At 51.5% G+C, this 16,796-nt stretch carries 14 protein-coding genes; 13 read left to right on the plus strand and 1 reads right to left on the minus strand.

Going from position 1 to position 16,796, the window contains the following annotated elements; genetic code table 11:
- The first annotated feature begins 87 nt into the window (after positions 1 to 87).
- Positions 88 to 1,266: an aminopeptidase P family protein gene (locus KF749_04715; GenBank protein ID MBX2990457.1), complete on the plus strand. Its 1,179-nt coding sequence runs from the start codon at positions 88 to 90 to the stop codon at positions 1,264 to 1,266.
- A gap of 4 nt (positions 1,267 to 1,270) precedes the next feature.
- Here KF749_04715 and KF749_04720 read toward each other — a convergent pair whose 3' ends face one another.
- Positions 1,271 to 2,644 carry a family 10 glycosylhydrolase gene (locus tag KF749_04720; GenBank protein MBX2990458.1) on the minus strand — a complete coding sequence of 458 codons (1,374 nt, stop codon included), beginning with the start codon at positions 2,642 to 2,644 and terminating at the stop codon, positions 1,271 to 1,273.
- A 10-nt stretch (positions 2,645 to 2,654) separates the two neighbouring features.
- On the opposite strand from KF749_04720, the gene KF749_04725 reads away from it, so the two are divergent.
- From KF749_04725 to tpiA, 12 genes are all read left to right on the plus strand, one after another.
- A complete protein-coding gene (locus tag KF749_04725) occupies positions 2,655 to 3,020 on the plus strand; it encodes an NUDIX hydrolase (protein ID MBX2990459.1) in 366 nt (121 codons plus the stop codon).
- Between the two features lie 30 nt (positions 3,021 to 3,050).
- Entirely contained in the window at positions 3,051 to 3,842 is a 792-nt protein-coding gene (gene truA / locus KF749_04730) for a tRNA pseudouridine(38-40) synthase TruA (GenBank protein MBX2990460.1), read from the plus strand.
- A 94-nt stretch (positions 3,843 to 3,936) separates the two neighbouring features.
- Complete coding sequence (locus tag KF749_04735; GenBank protein MBX2990461.1) at positions 3,937 to 4,959, plus strand: redoxin domain-containing protein; 1,023 nt, start codon at positions 3,937 to 3,939, stop codon at positions 4,957 to 4,959.
- Positions 4,960 to 5,047: 88 nt separating this feature from the next.
- The gene (locus KF749_04740; protein ID MBX2990462.1) at positions 5,048 to 6,868 is read left to right on the plus strand and encodes a homocysteine S-methyltransferase family protein; all 1,821 of its coding nucleotides are present in this window, start codon (positions 5,048 to 5,050) and stop codon (positions 6,866 to 6,868) included.
- A 152-nt stretch (positions 6,869 to 7,020) separates the two neighbouring features.
- Positions 7,021 to 8,733, plus strand: coding sequence for a B12-binding domain-containing protein (locus tag KF749_04745; GenBank protein MBX2990463.1), 1,713 nt, complete (start codon positions 7,021 to 7,023; stop codon positions 8,731 to 8,733).
- A gap of 48 nt (positions 8,734 to 8,781) precedes the next feature.
- Positions 8,782 to 9,858, plus strand: a complete 1,077-nt coding sequence (locus KF749_04750; GenBank protein MBX2990464.1) for a DUF2652 domain-containing protein — start codon at positions 8,782 to 8,784, stop codon at positions 9,856 to 9,858.
- A 170-nt stretch (positions 9,859 to 10,028) separates the two neighbouring features.
- Positions 10,029 to 10,964: a hypothetical protein gene (locus KF749_04755; protein ID MBX2990465.1), complete on the plus strand. Its 936-nt coding sequence runs from the start codon at positions 10,029 to 10,031 to the stop codon at positions 10,962 to 10,964.
- 36 nt (positions 10,965 to 11,000) lie between these two features.
- The gene (gene pruA, locus KF749_04760) at positions 11,001 to 12,560 is read left to right on the plus strand and encodes an L-glutamate gamma-semialdehyde dehydrogenase (protein ID MBX2990466.1); all 1,560 of its coding nucleotides are present in this window, start codon (positions 11,001 to 11,003) and stop codon (positions 12,558 to 12,560) included.
- Between the two features lie 75 nt (positions 12,561 to 12,635).
- Positions 12,636 to 13,133 (plus strand): DUF2007 domain-containing protein, encoded by a 498-nt coding sequence (locus KF749_04765; protein MBX2990467.1) that lies wholly within the window; start codon positions 12,636 to 12,638, stop codon positions 13,131 to 13,133.
- Positions 13,134 to 13,154: 21 nt separating this feature from the next.
- A complete protein-coding gene (gene sucC / locus KF749_04770; protein ID MBX2990468.1) occupies positions 13,155 to 14,318 on the plus strand; it encodes an ADP-forming succinate--CoA ligase subunit beta in 1,164 nt (387 codons plus the stop codon).
- Positions 14,319 to 14,340: 22 nt separating this feature from the next.
- Positions 14,341 to 15,819, plus strand: coding sequence for an Asp-tRNA(Asn)/Glu-tRNA(Gln) amidotransferase subunit GatB (gatB, locus tag KF749_04775; protein MBX2990469.1), 1,479 nt, complete (start codon positions 14,341 to 14,343; stop codon positions 15,817 to 15,819).
- A gap of 30 nt (positions 15,820 to 15,849) precedes the next feature.
- Positions 15,850 to 16,614 (plus strand): triose-phosphate isomerase, encoded by a 765-nt coding sequence (gene tpiA / locus KF749_04780; protein ID MBX2990470.1) that lies wholly within the window; start codon positions 15,850 to 15,852, stop codon positions 16,612 to 16,614.
- Positions 16,615 to 16,796 lie beyond the last annotated feature (182 nt).

Raw genomic sequence — 16,796 nt, forward strand, 5'->3', positions numbered from 1 at the left:
ACGAAGTACAACGAAGTTGCACAAAGCAATGCTCTGTGGACTTCGAGGCCTTTGAGCCTTTGTGTTGAAGAAAACAAGGAATAAACAATGCTCATTCAAGAAAAAGTCAATCAAGCCAAGGCAATCCTCAAAGAATTCGATATTGATTGCTGGATCACGTTCGTCCGGGAAAGCTCGCTCAACGGCGATCCGACACTGCCATTTTTGATAGATGGTGATGTTACCTGGCATTCCGCGTTCATTCTTACGCAAACCAATGCGTATGCAATTGTCGGGCAGTATGACAAACGGGGAGTGGAGGATGTACAAGCGTACGACGAGGTTGTCGGCTACGTACAGGGCATCAAGGAACATCTCCTCGCATTCATGAAGCGCATTGATCCGAAGAAGATTGCCGTGAACTATTCTACCGGAAGTGAAATCTGCGACGGCCTGACGCACGGCATGTACCTGACACTGAGGGACTTTCTGTATGAGATTGACTTTCAGGACAGGCTCATCTCCGCTGAAAAAATCATTTCTGCTCTTCGCCAGCGGAAGACGAAAGCTGAAATAGACAACATCAAAGAAGCAATTCGCATTACAGAGAACATCTACTCAGATGTTGCTCAATTCGTCAAGCCGGGGAAGACAGAGAAAGAGGTCGCGGAGTTCATGAGGCAAAAAGTGAAGAAAGCCGGCGTGACGTATGCGTGGGATCCGAAATCGTGTCCCGCAGTTTTCACCGGGCCCGACACGGCAGAGGCGCATTATGGTCCGACTGATCGAATTATAGAACGCGGGCAAATTCTGAATATGGATTTTGGCCTGAAGTACAATGAGTATTGTTCTGATTTACAGCGAACATTCTACATCCTGAAAGAAGGAGAGGACAAAGCTCCGCCGGAAGTTCAACGAGGGTTCGACACAATTGTGACCTCAATCGAGCTGGCGAGAAAACAGATGCGACCGGGGATTGAGGGAATCGAAATCGACAAGACGGCCCGCGGATACATTACGCAGGCAGGCTATCCCGAATATCCTCACGGTTTAGGACATCAGGTCGGAAGATTTGCGCATGACGGAACAGCGTTGCTCGGTCCCGCATGGGAAAAGTATGCGCAGAAGCCATTTCAGAAGCTTGAAGCGGGCATGGTATTCACGATTGAGCCGCGGCTTCCGGTTTCGGGTCGCGGCATCGCTACAGTCGAGGAGATGGTTGTTGTGAAGGAAAACGGTGCCGAGTTCCTCTCGACTCCTCAGAGGGAACTGCTGCTGGTCAAATAAGCAGCTACGGATTATCTGAAGTATCTTTCCGGCTTGAAGGCGTAAAGGGCAGTTTTGCCGGCAGTCTGTAGTGAGTTGATTTCAGCACCTTCGCAAGCCTGTCGTTATCTCTTCTCAGTCCCTCATACGAATAGAACACCTCGCCGTTGTATCCAAGATAGCGGTTGTAGCGGATTGCTTCCTTCAGGAATTCGTCCGACATGGTGAATGTGCCCTCATGCAACAGGACGCCGGGATACAGGTACCGTTTCTCGCTATGAATGCGGAGAGAATCGCGATGCTGCGATTCAAGTGTTCGTTTGTAGCTTTCGATGTCGGGGCGGAAAATTCTCGGGTGCATGATGTCTGCCGAGTATTCGCCGTCGGGGCTTTTGCTGATCCAGATACGCCAGTCCTGCAAGTACTCGTCCAGTGACCAAGGATACACGAAGGGGGACCAGGAAACCACCGCCTTCGGTTTGGTTGCTTTCACTTTCCAATAGACTTGTCGGGCAAACGTGTTGAGGCGTACGGCGCGCCAGAATTTCCAATGCTTCTCACTGATGTCGAGCGGTGGGGGCGTTCCGGCGTGCAGGTCGGTGTACTCCGCGGCAAACACAGAATCGTAGCCTGCTTCAATGGGCTGGGCGGGCAGACGTGTTCCGCCCTGCACGCCGTCGATATCATATTTCTGAACTACTTCGCCGATGATTGCAAACATGAAGTTCTGCACTTCAGGCAGGAATGCATTCAGCCATGCGACGCCGTCTTTGACTGCAATCTTGTTCGTTCGGTCGCGGGCAGCCCAATGCGGTTTTGAACGGATGATAATGCTCTCTGAATTGCCGGCCGAAAATCCCCCCTCGAAATAGGGAATAACGGCGATGCCGTGTTTGCGCGCTTCTTCGATAACCTCCGCAAGCGGGTCACGGCCTTTGTATGCGGCAAGCGTGTCTATCTCAATGCCGAATACCACTTTCATCGTTGTGCTGGGGAACAGCGTCATACCGTCGTTCCATACAACCGGAAAAACAACATTGAAATGATGGTCGGCAAGAAATTGCATGGCGGTTGCGATACTTTCCCTGCTTTCCAACACACGATCGTGTTGTGTGATCCACACGCCGCGAAGCTCAACAGGAAGCAATAGCTGTTGTGTTGGTTTGCTGCCACCCGTGCATCCGGGAAGCAGGTTATACCCAACGGCTAACAAGAGAAAAACAGTGAAAGAAAACCCCTTGAACATATCCAAATAGATGTCGTTATTGAGTGTGCTTACGGAAGAGAATAACACAATGTAAGAAATCAACGCTGTTCCGACAAGTCTTTCTGAATCTCCAACATCACTATCTTTCGTTCCGATATAGATGGCTCTTGCATTTCCAACAAGACCCGTCACAGTTGACTGTGTGGTTTTTGAGGACGACGCTGTTGTGCTGATTAAACGCGGGCACGAGCCGTTCAAGGGTTGTTATGCTCTGCCCGGCGGCTTTGTTGACGTGAACGAGACTGTCGAGGAAGCATGCAAACGGGAGATGTTGGAGGAGACCGGACTTGTCGTGCATAGTCTCAAAATGATCGGCGTGTACTCAGATCCGCAACGGGATGAAAACCGGCATACAATTGCAGTTGCATTCCTTGCTGAAGCCGACCTCTCGACGTTGAAGGCGGGCGACGATGCGTCACACGTGGAGCAGGTAAGAGATTGGCAGAGTATCCCGCTTGCGTTCGATCATGCGAAGATCATAAGGGAAGCAGTCCGCCTCAAATCCTGAATCTGAACCTCACATTCTGAATCATTCCAGATGCCCCGTTTCAAACTCTATATCGAATACGAAGGAACCCGCTACAGCGGCTGGCAGGTGCAGAAGAATGCGCGCACGGTTCAGGGGGATCTGATCGGGGCGATGAAGACGGTGTTCAAGACAAGCGATTTCGAGTTTCACGGCGCCGGACGGACTGACGCCGGCGTGCATGCGCTGATGCAGGTTTCCCACCTCGACGTGAAAACAATGCTCGCTCCGGAAATCATCCGGATGAAAGTGAATGATGAGCTTCCGGCGGACATCAATATCATTGAGGTAGAAAAGACCCGACCCGATTTTCACGCACGACACGACGCCGTTGCACGCAGCTATCTCTACCAGATTTCCCGTCGCCGCACGGCGTTCGGCAAGCGGTACGTTTGGTGGATTAAAGACAAACTTGACGTCCGAAAGATGGAGCCAGCGTTGCATCTCTTTGCGGGCATGAAGAATATGCAATCATTCACTGATGACGATCCGGAGGAGAAGTCAACGAAGGTATTGATCGAGTCTGTTGAGATTGTGGAAGCAGGCGATCTGATTCTCCTGCGCATCGTCGGTTCCCATTTTGTGTGGAAGCTCGTTCGTCGCATTGTCGGAGTTGTGGCGGAAGTCGGACGGGGAAAGCTTGACGTTGAGGATGTTCGTCGATTTCTCACCATCAAATCCAACGAACCGGCAGCTTTCACATCTCCACCATCAGGACTCTTTCTTGAACGCGTCTATTACAAAGGTGACAAGAAAGAAACAGGGCTGCAACCGACAATCCATCTGCCCGGTTTCAGGCGATAAATCACCGTTTCTTGAAAATTCCCTTTCTTGCAATTCCAGCACCGATTATCTATATTTTTCATGAGTTCTTGAATGAACGACAAGTGAGAATTGCATGACGGCGACTGAAATCCAACCGCAAACAACACGCGCGCACGAGGTATTCGGCGATTTCTGGTTCAACTCTGAACCGGTAATCATTTCTGCTTTGCGGGGTCGCGTGGTGCTGATCCAGTTCTGGGATTACACGTGCGGCAGCTCTTTGCGTGCGGTGCCGTATGTCAATGAATGGTACAAGCGCTACCGGCAGCATGGCTTGGTTGTGATTGGAGTGCACACACCGAAGTTTCCTTTCGGCAAAAATCCGGAATACGTGCAAAAGGCTATCGAGCGGTTGGGAATTTCGTACCCTGTTGTGATGGATAATGAGGCGGTTATTGCCGCACGATATGGCAACCGCGATTGGCCGACGACATATCTTATCGACAAACACGGCTTCATACGCTACAAGAACACGGGTGAGGGGCAGTACGCAACTACGGAGCGTGTGTTGCAGACGCTGTTGTATGATGCGGGGGTTTTCGACGAAATGCCGATGGTGATGGAACCGTTGCGGGAAGAAGACAAAGCGGGCTCCGTCCTGTACCGGTCAACGCCCGAGCTCTTTGCCGGCTATTTGAGAGGAAGCATAGGTAATGTGGAAGGCTACGCGCCGGAGTCGGTTGTGCACTATGATGACCCTGATTTCTATCTCGGCGACAGAATTTACGCGGTCGGCGTTTGGATGAATGACCGCAACAGCTTGCGTCATGATGAACATGGAACAGGAAAGATCATTCTCCGTTATCATGCGCTTGGAGTAAACGTTGTGGCAAAACCGGAAGGCAGCAACGCAATTGAAGTTGTTGTGACGCAAGATGATGAGTTTCTCACCGGTGAAAACAGGGGCAACGATATTGAGATTGACAGTGAAGGAAGAAGTGTTGTCGCTATTTCCGAGCCGCGGATGTATAATTTGGTAAAGAATCCCGCCTACGGTGAGCATGTTCTGCGGCTTGTGACGGAGAGCGACGCATTCTCTCTTTATTCGTTTACATTCGTGTCGAGTGTTATTCCTGAATTGATATCGAATAACTGACACATCTCCGGCACGAACGAAGGAAGTAAAACGGCGGGCACTGTACCCGCCGTTGTTTGTTTTCTGAATCGCGAAAGCAGCAAATACAATGAAAACCTTTCTTGATCTTCTCAACGAAAAAATCATCGTCTTCGATGGTGCCACCGGCACGCATTTGCAGGGGCAGAATTTGACCGCCGACGATTTCGGTGGCGAGCATCTGAACGGATGCAACGAATATCTCGTCGTCTCGAAACCGTCTGCAGTGGAACACGTACACAGCGACTATCTTGAAGCCGGAGCTGATGTTATCGAGACGAACACCTTCGGCTCAATGTCTCTTGTGCTTGCTGAATACAATCTTGCCGATCGTGCATACGAGTTGAGCATCAAAGCCGCACAACTTGCAAAGCGCGTAGCGGCCGATTTCTCAACTTCCGACAAACCCCGCTTCGTTGCCGGTTCAATGGGTCCGACGACGAAACTTCCTTCCCTCGGACACATCAAGTTTAAAGAAATGGCGATGTCATACAAGGAGCAGGCGAAGGGGCTGATCGAAGGAGGTGCCGACCTGCTGTGTGTGGAGACATGTCAGGATATTCTGCAAACGAAAGCTGCGCTCTACGGCATCTTCGAGTATTTCGAGGAGGCGAGAAAACGTGTTCCCATTATTACTTCCGTAACAGTCGAAACGATGGGAACGCTTCTGCTGGGCACGGAAATCTCGGCCGCGCTCACGTCGCTTGAGCCGTACGATATTGATGTGATTGGAATGAACTGCGCAACGGGCCCCGCCGAAATGTCGGAACATGTCCGGGTTCTCTGTTCAACCAGTCCGAAGCCCGTATTCGTCATGCCGAATGCAGGCATTCCGGAGAACGTCGGCGGGCATGCACACTACAAACTCTCGCCTGAGGAGCTTGCCCGGTTCATGTCACACTTCGTGAAAGATTTGGGCGTGAGCATTGTCGGCGGCTGCTGCGGAACGACGAAGGAACACATTCGCCAGCTTGCGAACGCTGTTGGTGGACTTGCTCCGAAAAAGCGCGAGATTGACTTTGTCCCGAGCGCATCGAGTCTGTATCAATCCGCGCCGCTAACCATCAATCCCCCTCCGGTATTGATCGGGGAGCGGACGAATGCCAACGGCAGCAAGCTCTTCAAGGATCTTCTTGCAAAAGAGGATTGGGAAGGCATCGTAGCAATGGGTCGTGAAGCAGTGAAAGAGGGAGCACACATGGTGGATGTGTGCGCGGCGTATGTCGGACGTGACGAAGTGAAAGATATGCACGAAATCATCTTTCGATTCAATACGCAAGTACAACTGCCTATTGTGATTGATTCCACCGAAGCAAATGTTATCGAGGAATCTCTTCAACTGATTGGCGGGAAAGCCATTATTAACTCCATCAATCTTGAGGATGGAGAAAAGCGCATTGACGATGTTGTGCCTCTCTGCAAGAAGTATGGAGCTGCCGTAATTGCGTTGACGATTGATGAGCAGGGAATGGCAAAGACAGCGGAGAAGAAACTTGCCATTGCCAGGCGCATCTACGATCTCGTGGTCAACAAATACAAGATGCAGCCGCACGATCTCATTTTCGATACCCTGACATTCACACTCGGGTCGGGTGACGAAGAATTTCGCCGAGCGGGAATGGAGACCATTGAGGCAATCCGGCTGATCAAGAAGGAACTTCCCGGCGTGAAAACAATTCTCGGTGTCAGCAATATCTCGTTCGGACTCTCGCAACATATGCGGCATGTGTTGAATTCCGTCTTCCTCCATTACGCCATCGAAGCCGGACTCGACATGGCAATCGTTCACGCCTCGAAGATTATGCCGCTCTACAAGATTGATGAGCGGGGAAGAGAATTATGCCGCCAGTTGATTTTTGATGAGAGGAAGTTTGAGGAAGTTGCAGCATGAGTTCAGAGTGTAGGGGGATGGAGCATTGGAGTATTGGAGTGTGGAGTATTCAAGTGTTTGTTGCATGACCATCACCCGGCACAAATCCAACACTCCATGACTCCATTAAACCATCAATCCCTTGATCCGTTTATTCACGAATCCACAAAGTAATGGCTGACTTATCTCAAAAGACGCTGAAAGTCGTCTACGATCCGCTCACCGAACTCATGGCGTACTACGCCGATAAAAAAGGCGTGAAGAAAGAGAAAGCCGCCCGCGCCGGAACGGTGGAAGAACGCCTGAAGAACCGCATCATCGACGGCGACAAAGTGGAGATGCAAGCCGACCTCGATGAAGCCCTGAAAAAGTACTCCGCTCTCGACATCATCAATACTCTCCTGTTGGATGGAATGAAGGTTGTCGGAGAATTGTTCGGCAGCGGACAAATGCAGTTGCCGTTCGTCCTCCAATCTGCAGAAACAATGAAAACTGCAGTCGCCTATCTCGAGAAGTTCATGGATAAGGCGGACTCGACGAGCAAAGGGACTTTTGTCATCGCGACAGTGAAGGGAGATGTTCACGACATCGGCAAGAATCTCGTTGATATCATCCTGACCAACAACGGGTACAAGGTTGTCAATCTCGGCATCAAATGCGCGGTTGAGACAATGTTACATGCCGCTGAAGAACATAATGCTCACGCTCTCGGCATGAGCGGCCTGCTTGTGAAATCCACGCTCATCATGAAAGAGAACCTTGAAGTGATGAACGAGCGGAACGTGACGATTCCTGTTGTACTCGGAGGCGCCGCCCTCACACGGCGCTACGTTGAGCAGGATATGCGCGCCATCTACAAAGGCAAAGTATTCTACGCCAACGACGCGTTTGACGGACTTCATTTCATGGAACGAGTCACGTCGGGTACCATTGAGTATCCGCCGCAGGTTCGTACGGATGAGGATGAAGAAGAGAAACTCACCGGTACAGAAGCAAAAATTGCGCTTGCACAAAGAGAAAATCAGTTGTATACGCAGGCGAGCAATGGAGGCGGGAGGACAGGCACTTCACGCGTCTCAAAAGACGTGTCCATTCCGAAGCCGCCGTTCTGGGGCGCGAAAGTCGTCGATGATGTTCCGCTCGATGACGTCTTTCAGTATGTTAACGAGATAGCGCTGATTCGAGGGCAATGGCAGGTTCGAAAAGGGAAGATGAAGGAAGATGAATACCGGAAGCTGTTGGAGCAGAACATCTATCCCGACTATGAAAACCTGAAATCCAAAATCAAATCGGAAAAACTCCTGCAGCCGAAGGTTGTGTACGGCTACTTTCCTTGCCAATCTGAAGGTGACGATCTCATCATCTATCACGATGACATGAACAGCGAGCGAATGCGGTTCACGTTCCCCCGCCAATCGGATGACCGGTTTCTCTGTCTTTCTGACTATTTTGCCTCCGTCGAGTCGGGCCGGATGGATGTTGTTGCATTGCATCTTGTAACCATGGGAAGAGTTGCTTCCGAGTATTCTGCGAAATTGTTTGCAGCAAACAATTACAAAGACTACCTTTACTTTCACGGCCTCAGCGTCGAATCTGCTGAGGCGCTTGCAGAGTTGTGGCACAAGAGGATTCGTGAGGAATTGGGAATCGCCGGAAGAGATGCACAAGAAATCAAGCGGTTGTTCTCGCAAGGATATCAGGGCTCGCGGTACAGCTTCGGGTATCCGGCGTGCCCGAATCTGGAAGATCAAACACAACTCTTCGAGTTGCTCGATGGCGAGCGCATCGGTGTTCGCCTGACGGATGAATTTTCGCTTGAGCCGGAGCAAAGCACGAACGCGATAATCGTTCATCATCCCGAAGCGCGTTACTTTAACGTGAAGTAGCGACGGCTGTTCTGCAACTGTTCTTTCCACATCATCTGTGCGTGATTCATGGACTCCACGATTCAACGCGGATATTTTGTTCTCGCCGATATTTCCGGCTACACACCCTTCATGGCCGAAAGCGAATTGGACCATGCCTATGTCATTCTCAATGACATTCTTACCCTTCTCATCAAACATCTGACACCGGCACTCCGTCTTGTTGAAGTTGAGGGCGATGCCGTGTTTGTGTATGCCCCAGAAGCATCCGTCACACGTGGCGAGACCATTCTCGAGATGATCGAAGCAACCTATGTTGCCTTTCGTGACAGAAAAGGGATGATGCAACATAATTCCGTTTGCCCCTGCGTTGCCTGCCGTTCCATTGCCGCTCTTGATTTGAAGTTTGTTGCTCACTACGGAGAGTATGCCATGCAGCGGCTTCCGGGCAGCAAGGCAAAACCGGTTGGCTCGTCCATCAATCTCGCTCACCGGTTGTTGAAGAATCCTGTTCGCGAGTCAACAGGGTGGCAGAGTTACGCACTGTTTACACATGCGGCACTTGACGCGATGAAGATTTGGCCGAAGAATCTGCACGAAGAGCCGCTGTCATACGAACATTTTGATCGCATAACATCCTACAGCGTCGATTTACATAGGCGGTACCGTGAACTGACCGAGGGCCGACGGGTTCTTCTTGAGCCACCGGAAGCGCATGTATCCATCACCCGCACGTATCCGTTTCCCTCTGCGATTCTATGGGATTGGTTGAGCGACCCCGCAAAAAGGAAGGTGTGGCATCTTGGGTCGGACTGGAGAATTTCGGGGCGGCCGGCAGGCCGTACTGATGTCGGCGCGCGTAACCATTGTGCCGCTTCCGGTTTTCTGGAGGAAGTGTTGGATTGGCGTCCGTTCGAGTATTATACTGTCCGCTACCGCAAAGGCATCGTGAATATTCTGATCAGTGCCAGGCTCGAAGAAGTCGAAACCAACACCCGTCTGGAATGGAACATGAAGATCGATAGCAAACTCCCTCGCTGGCTCATGAAGCCGACGTCGACGTTCGTAGTGTCGAGGCTTATGCAGGTGAAAGAAGGGCTTGAAAAGCTGGAACACTTAGCTTCCGAGAGCTTCTCGCTGGCGTGATTCCCTGCATGTTTTGCGTTCTCCTGTCTGCGGGTCTTCCGTTTCCAACAAAGCCCTCTTCCCCCCGGCCCTCAACCCCCCAAATGTGACATTCTCCCCCATTTTCCGTAAATTTTGTAAGCTTGTATTTGCCTCCGACAGGCTCGCGTTCATTCATTTTCCAGTACTTCATGAAAACTCTCGTCTTTGGCGCCGATGGCGGGGGAACGAAAACCCTCGGGCTCATCGCGGATGGGAACGGTTCAGTTCTTGTACAGAAGCATGTTGAAGGAACCAATGTGAACGTGGTGGGCTTTGATGTCGCAGCCGCCCGACTCTACAGCCTGATTGCCGATTGTTGTGCGGATGCAGGTTGTGCAGTTGCCGAGTTGCAGGGGATTGTTCTCGGACTCGCCGGAGCAGGAAGAGCAGAGAATCGGACGCGTCTGCGCGAGGAGATTGCAAAGCTTGCCGCGCGTGAGCTTCCGCTTGTGATTGAAACTGATGCGAGGGTCGGGCTGGAAGGCGCGTTCAACGGAGGACCGGGCATTCTCGTTATTGCAGGCACTGGCTCGGCAGTGATGGGAAAGAACAATGCAGGCAAGATTGTATCAGCCGGAGGTTGGGGGAGAATGTTGGGGGATGAAGGGAGCGGATTCTGGTTAGGGTCCGAGGCTCTGAAATCCGTTGCTCGATGGTACGATGGCCGCGGAGGCTCGCATCCTCTTGCCGGATTGATAAGGCAAGAATTCGGATTTGACAATCGCGATAGTGTGATTGGTGCCGTCTATCACGAAGGTTTTGAGTTGTCGCGACTTGCTCCGCTTGTGATCAAAGCTGCGGCGGAAGGCGTAGACGTTGCGCGGGAGATTCTTGCTCGCGGTGCGGCAGAATTGGCCGGGCAAGCACAATCAGTTGCCGCGCAGCTTGCCATCGAGGGTCAGGTAGGGGTGGTGTTGTCGGGCGGATTGCTTGAGCATGAATCCGGTTACACCCGCATTCTGCGCACGCTGATGGTGGATCGTGTGCCGGATGCAACTGTTCAAACGGCCCTGCATCCGCCGGCATACGGCGCAGCGTTGCTGGCGCGTGAGTACGCAAAAAGATCACTACAGTTCAACACATGATTCCATGTTCAATACACCATAAACTGAAGGTATAGTATGCCAATCCCAAAATTCAGAAACGAACTGCTTGCAGATTTCTCGAAAGCCAAAAACCGCAAAGCACAGGAAGCAGCTATTGCGAAGGTACGATCGCAGATCGGGAAGGAATACCCGATTGTGATCGGCGGCGAGAAGATTTACACGCAAGAGAAATTCAACTCCTATAATCCCTCCAAGTCATCGGAGATTGTCGGCGTCTTTCAAAAAGGAACCACGGAGCTTGCCAACAAGGCTATGGACGTTGCCCTGGCGAAGTTCGAAGACTGGAAGAACGTTCCGTACAAGAAGCGGGCTGACTATCTTTTCAAAGCCGCAAAGCTGATGCGCAAGCGCCGGTTCGAGTTGAATGCTACGATGATTCTCGAAGTCGGAAAGACTTGGATTGAAGCGGACGCCGATACAGCCGAAGCGATTGACTTCCTCGAATTCTATGCGCGTGAAATGCTGCGCTATGGCGGCCCGCAACCGGTGGTTCCGAACAAAGGAGAAAAGGGAAAGCTCCTCTACATTCCGCTCGGTGTCGGCGTTGTTGTTCCGCCGTGGAACTTTGCGCTTGCCATTCTCACCGGAATGACTTCGGCGGCGATTGTCACGGGCAACACCGTCGTGCTGAAACCATCCAGCGACTCGCCGCTGACAGGATGGAAATATTACGAGATTATGGAAGAAGTCGGATTGCCTGCGGGCGTACTCAATTTCGTCAGCGGTCCGGGCGGAGCAGTAGGCGATACGCTTGTTACGCATCCGAAGACACGGTTCATTTCCTTCACCGGCTCGAAAGAAGTCGGCATTCACATCAACGAGGAAGCGGCAAAAGTCCGTCCCGGACAAATCTGGCTGAAGCGCGTTGTTGCCGAGATGGGCGGCAAGGATTCAATTGTTGTTGATGAGGGCGTTGATCTTGATGAGGCCGCTGCCGGCGTCACCGTTTCAGCATTCGGTTTCCAAGGTCAGAAATGCTCGGCCTGCTCCCGCGTGATTGTTCATGAGAAGATTTATGACAAATTCGTTGACCTTCTTGCCAAGAAAGCCGAAGCTATCACTATTGGTGATTCCGCCGTTCAATCCAACTATATGGGACCCGTCATCAACAAAAAGTCGGAGGAAAGCATCCTTGCCTATATCGAAAAAGGAATTGCCGAAGGCGGACGGTTGGTTGCTGGTGGCAAGAAAGCCGGCGACGAAGGCTATTTCATCCGCCCGACGGTGATTGCTGATGTTGATCCGAAGGCAACCATTTCGCAGGAGGAAATCTTCGGACCCGTGCTTGCCGTGATCAAGGCAAAGAATTTTGATGAAGGGTTGGAGATTGCCAACAACACCGAGTTCGGTTTGACGGGGGCTGTCTACACGAAGAACAAGAAACGTCTCGAAAAAGCGGAACGGGAGTTCTTCGTCGGAAATCTCTATCTGAACCGTAAATGTACCGGCGCCCTTGTCGGCGTACATCCGTTCGGCGGATTCAACATGAGCGGTACCGACTCGAAAGCAGGCGGGCGAGATTACCTGCTGCTGTTTATGCAAGCAAAATCCATAGCAGAAAAAGTGAAGAAGTGATTGTGGATTACAGATTACGGATTACTGTCAATCCGGTAATCCGAATTCCCAATCTGTAATCACAACAATTGAGACATGGCCGAACTTATCACATGCTCCAACTGCGAAGGCGAAGTCACGGAAGATAGCGAGTTCTGCCCTCACTGCGGCTACTTGCTGACTGACCAAACCCTCTGGTGCGAAACTCATGCAGGCAACGAAGCGGGAGGTGTTTGCGTCATTTGTCAGAAACTCGTCTGCGAGCAATGCAGCGAAGAAAGCGACCGCCGCGTTTTCTGTCTGGATCACATTGATGTTCGCGTTGATGGCGATTGGGCGGAAGTCTATCGCTCGACTGACGTGCATGATGCAGAGTTGGCGCGGTCGCTTCTACTCGATGCGAAGCTTCACGTTGAAGTACAGAACTTCAGTTCCATCGGCTACGCGTGGGATGGCGGCGGTGATAGCGCGCAATCGCGCAGTAATCTGAACAATCCGGCAAAAATTTTCGTCCCTCTCGACGAGTATGTGAAGGGAAGAGAAGTGTTGGAGGAGTGGGAGAAGGGACAACCCGATTTTGATACGCACAACTAATTCTCATTCAAGGAGACTTCAATGAAAGTTCATGAGTACCAGGGGAAAGAAATTCTGAGAAAATTCGGCGTTGCAACTCCGGCCGGGAAGCCCGCTTTTTCTGTTGATGAGGCTGTTGCGATTGCGCAGGAGCTTGGTGGCAGTGTGTGGGTTGTGAAGGCGCAAATTCATGCCGGCGGACGAGGAAAAGGGGGCGGCGTCAAAGTCGCCAGAAGTCTGCAGGAAGTCCGCGATTTTGCATCACAGATTCTCGGGATGACCCTCGTGACTCATCAGACAGGTCCTGAAGGAAGACTCGTCAAGAGATTGCTGATAGAGCAGGGCGTGAACATCGCCCGCGAGTTGTACGTAGGCATTACGCTCGACCGCTCGACATCGCGCAACGTGGTGATGGCATCAACGGAAGGTGGAGTGGAAATTGAGAAAGTTGCGGAGGAAACTCCGGAGAAGATCTTGAAGGAGTTTGTCGATCCGGCGGTCGGGTTCCAGGATTTTCAGGCCAGAAACATTGCCTTTGGGCTGGGGTTGACGGGTGATGCGTTCAAGAACGGCGTGAAATTTTTGAAAGCGTTGTATCGTGCGTATGATGAAATGGATTGCTCGCTTGCGGAGATAAACCCGCTTGTTGTAACGGGAGAGGGTGGCATTCTCGCCCTCGACGCAAAAATCAACTTTGACGACAATGCTTTGTACCGTCATCCCGAATTGGAATCGTTGAGAGATTTGGATGAAGAAGATCCGCTCGAAATCGAGGCATCGAAATCCAATCTCAACTACATCAAGCTCGATGGTAACGTCGGCTGCATGGTGAACGGAGCCGGACTTGCAATGGGCACGATGGATATCATCAAGCTTGCCGGAGGCGAGCCCGCCAATTTTCTTGATGTCGGCGGAACGGCAAGCGCGCAGACAGTTGAGAATGGATTCAAAATCATTCTTTCGGACAAACACGTCAGGGCTGTTCTCATCAATATCTTCGGGGGAATTGTCCGCTGCGACCGAGTTGCCACGGGCGTGGTCGAAGCGGCGAAGAAAGTCCATATCAATATTCCCGTGGTTGTCCGGCTTGCCGGAACCAACGCCGACCTTGCGGCGGATATTCTGGCGAATTCGGGAATGAACTTTCTTGTTGCCAAGACTCTGAAGGAAGCTGCAGAGAAAGTGACCGAGGCTATCAAGAACTGATGCAACGAGGAAGACCGAGGTGATGCCGGGCGATCAGTACGAAGCGGTTATCGGGCTGGAAGTTCACGCGCAGCTTCTTACAAAATCGAAAGCATTCTGTGGCTGTCCCAATTCGTTCGGCAACGAACCGAATACGAATGTGTGTCCGGTCTGCCTCGGTATGCCGGGCGCGTTGCCAGTTCTCAACCGGAATCTTGTCGAGTTCATCCTGCGGATGGGATTGGCGACGAACTGCACAATTGCTGCCAAATCGGTTTTTGCCCGCAAGAACTATTTCTATCCCGATCTTCCCAAAGGATATCAGATCTCGCAGTACGAAGAGCCTATGTGCTCGAACGGGTCTGTCGAAATCGAAACGGAGGATGGAAGCCGGAAGAACATCGGCATTACCCGCATTCACATGGAAGAAGACGCGGGTAAATCGATTCACGATGCGGGAAGCGGCACGCTTGTCGATTTAAACCGTTGCGGCGTTCCCTTGATCGAAATCGTAAGCGAGCCGGATATTCGTTCCCCGAAGGAAGCCTTTTCATATCTGTGGAAAATCAGACAGCTTGTGACGTACCTCGGGATTTGTGACGGAAACATGGAGGAAGGAAGTCTGCGCTGCGACGCAAATGTCTCCGTTCGGAAGATGGGCGCAAGCGGGTTCGGCACGAAGACGGAAGTAAAGAACATGAACTCCCTTCGCAATGTCGAGCGGGCGCTGGAGTTCGAAATCAACCGGCAGGTGGCCTTGCTCGAAAATGGCAAGGAAATCGAGCAGGAGACGTTGTTGTGGGATGCAGATCGCAATGAGACACAGTCGATGCGCAGCAAGGAAGAGGCACACGATTACCGGTATTTCCCCGATCCGGATCTTGTGCCGGTGCTCGTTGACGAGCAATGGAAAAACAGCGTTGCAACCCATCTGCCGGAGCTCCCAACACCGAGACGTGACCGATATATTGCATCGCTCGGCTTGCCCCGCTATGATGCTGATGTGCTTACGGCTGAAAGGGATACAGCAGACTATTTCGAACCTGCTCTCGTTGCCTTGTCCAACCTTAACGGCAAACAGCAGAACGACAATGCAAAGATGGTCAGCAACTGGGTGATGACGGATGTTCTACGTGTGATCGGCGAGAGGAAAGTCCCGATTGGCGATTTCCCAATTCAGCCGGAACGGCTTGCAGAAATGATTCATCTCATTCAGTCCGGAATGATCAGCGGCACTATTGCAAAGCAGGTTTTTGAGGAAATGCTGGATCATCCTGACGGGCCGGGGATTATTGTTGAGAGAAAGGGCTGGGTTCAAGTGACGGACACTGCCGCCATTGAAAAGGCAGTTGCGGAGATCCTTTCGGCCAATCAATCTCAAGTAGAGACATTTCTGAACGGGGGCGAGAAAGTATTCGGATGGTTTGTCGGTGAGACAATGAAGAAGCTGAAAGGGAAAGGTAATCCGAAACTGGTAAACGAGATTCTGAGAGAACAACTCAACGCCAAACGCATCTCATAAATTTCTTAAATCATCAAGCGGGAGTATTCCATGCGAAGAACTGTAATTGCCGGAAACTGGAAAATGTACAAAACCGTTGAGGAATCCATTGAGCTGATCAACGTGCTCAAGCCTCTCACCTCCAATCTCAAACCGAACGTCGATGTCATTATCTGCCCGCCGCTTACATCGCTGGCCATTGCATCAAGTCTCCTGAAGGATTCGAGCATCAAGCTTGGGGCGCAGAACATGAGCGAGCACGACGAAGGTGCGTACACAGGAGAAGTATCATGGAAGATGTTGAAGTCTGTGGGATGCGAGTACGTGATCCTCGGACATTCCGAGCGACGGCAATACTTTGGCGAAACGAACGAGCTAATCAATCAGAAAGCCAAAAAAGCCCTGGCAAACGGACTGAAACCGATCATTTGTGTTGGCGAGAAGTTGGATGAACGCGAGGCCGGGGTGACCGAGCAGATTGTCTCGACTCAAATCAAGGGGGTCCTTGCCGGAATTTCATCAGACGAACTGAAGAAGGTAATAATTGCCTACGAGCCGGTTTGGGCGATCGGGACAGGTAAAACGGCGACGCCTTTGCAAGCCCAGCAAGTTCATCTTCATATCAGGAAGCTGGTTGGACAGCTTTACTCTTGGAACCTCGCTGAAGGTCTGGTCATTCAATATGGCGGCAGCGTCAAGCCTGACAATGCGGCTGAGTTGCTGGCACAGGATGACATAGATGGCGCGTTGGTGGGCGGAGCATGCCTTAAGGCGGATTCGTTTTCTTCAATAATTGGTTCAGCCCCCGCCCGCTGAGCCTTGTTTTTCATTGCATTCCCCTCTGTTATTCATTATATTTTGTGAAATTCAGCCAAATTACTGTCTTCGGTCATACTAATTGTTCGTGCACGCCCCGAAATTGCGTAAGTTCTTTGTCGCCTCCTGTCTTGGTTTTATTCTCCAGCCCCTTCAGCCCAACGTAACATTTTCCCAATATC

Source organism: Bacteroidota bacterium (assembly GCA_019637975.1).
Classification (GTDB): domain Bacteria; phylum Bacteroidota; class Ignavibacteria; order UBA10030; family UBA6906; genus CAADGV01.

What these genes read in the sequence shown, in the direction of transcription:
- KF749_04715 (MBX2990457.1), top strand. Translation starts at nt 88, where the DNA reads ATGCTCATTCAAGAAAAAGTCAATCAAGCCAAGGCAATCCTCAAAGAA.
- truA (MBX2990460.1), top strand. Translation starts at nt 3,051, where the DNA reads ATGCCCCGTTTCAAACTCTATATCGAATACGAAGGAACCCGCTACAGC.
- KF749_04735 (MBX2990461.1), top strand. Translation starts at nt 3,937, where the DNA reads ATGACGGCGACTGAAATCCAACCGCAAACAACACGCGCGCACGAGGTA.
- KF749_04740 (MBX2990462.1), top strand. Translation starts at nt 5,048, where the DNA reads ATGAAAACCTTTCTTGATCTTCTCAACGAAAAAATCATCGTCTTCGAT.
- KF749_04745 (MBX2990463.1), top strand. Translation starts at nt 7,021, where the DNA reads ATGGCTGACTTATCTCAAAAGACGCTGAAAGTCGTCTACGATCCGCTC.
- KF749_04750 (MBX2990464.1), top strand. Translation starts at nt 8,782, where the DNA reads ATGGACTCCACGATTCAACGCGGATATTTTGTTCTCGCCGATATTTCC.
- KF749_04755 (MBX2990465.1), top strand. Translation starts at nt 10,029, where the DNA reads ATGAAAACTCTCGTCTTTGGCGCCGATGGCGGGGGAACGAAAACCCTC.
- pruA (MBX2990466.1), top strand. Translation starts at nt 11,001, where the DNA reads ATGCCAATCCCAAAATTCAGAAACGAACTGCTTGCAGATTTCTCGAAA.
- KF749_04765 (MBX2990467.1), top strand. Translation starts at nt 12,636, where the DNA reads ATGGCCGAACTTATCACATGCTCCAACTGCGAAGGCGAAGTCACGGAA.
- sucC (MBX2990468.1), top strand. Translation starts at nt 13,155, where the DNA reads ATGAAAGTTCATGAGTACCAGGGGAAAGAAATTCTGAGAAAATTCGGC.
- gatB (MBX2990469.1), top strand. Translation starts at nt 14,341, where the DNA reads ATGCCGGGCGATCAGTACGAAGCGGTTATCGGGCTGGAAGTTCACGCG.
- tpiA (MBX2990470.1), top strand. Translation starts at nt 15,850, where the DNA reads ATGCGAAGAACTGTAATTGCCGGAAACTGGAAAATGTACAAAACCGTT.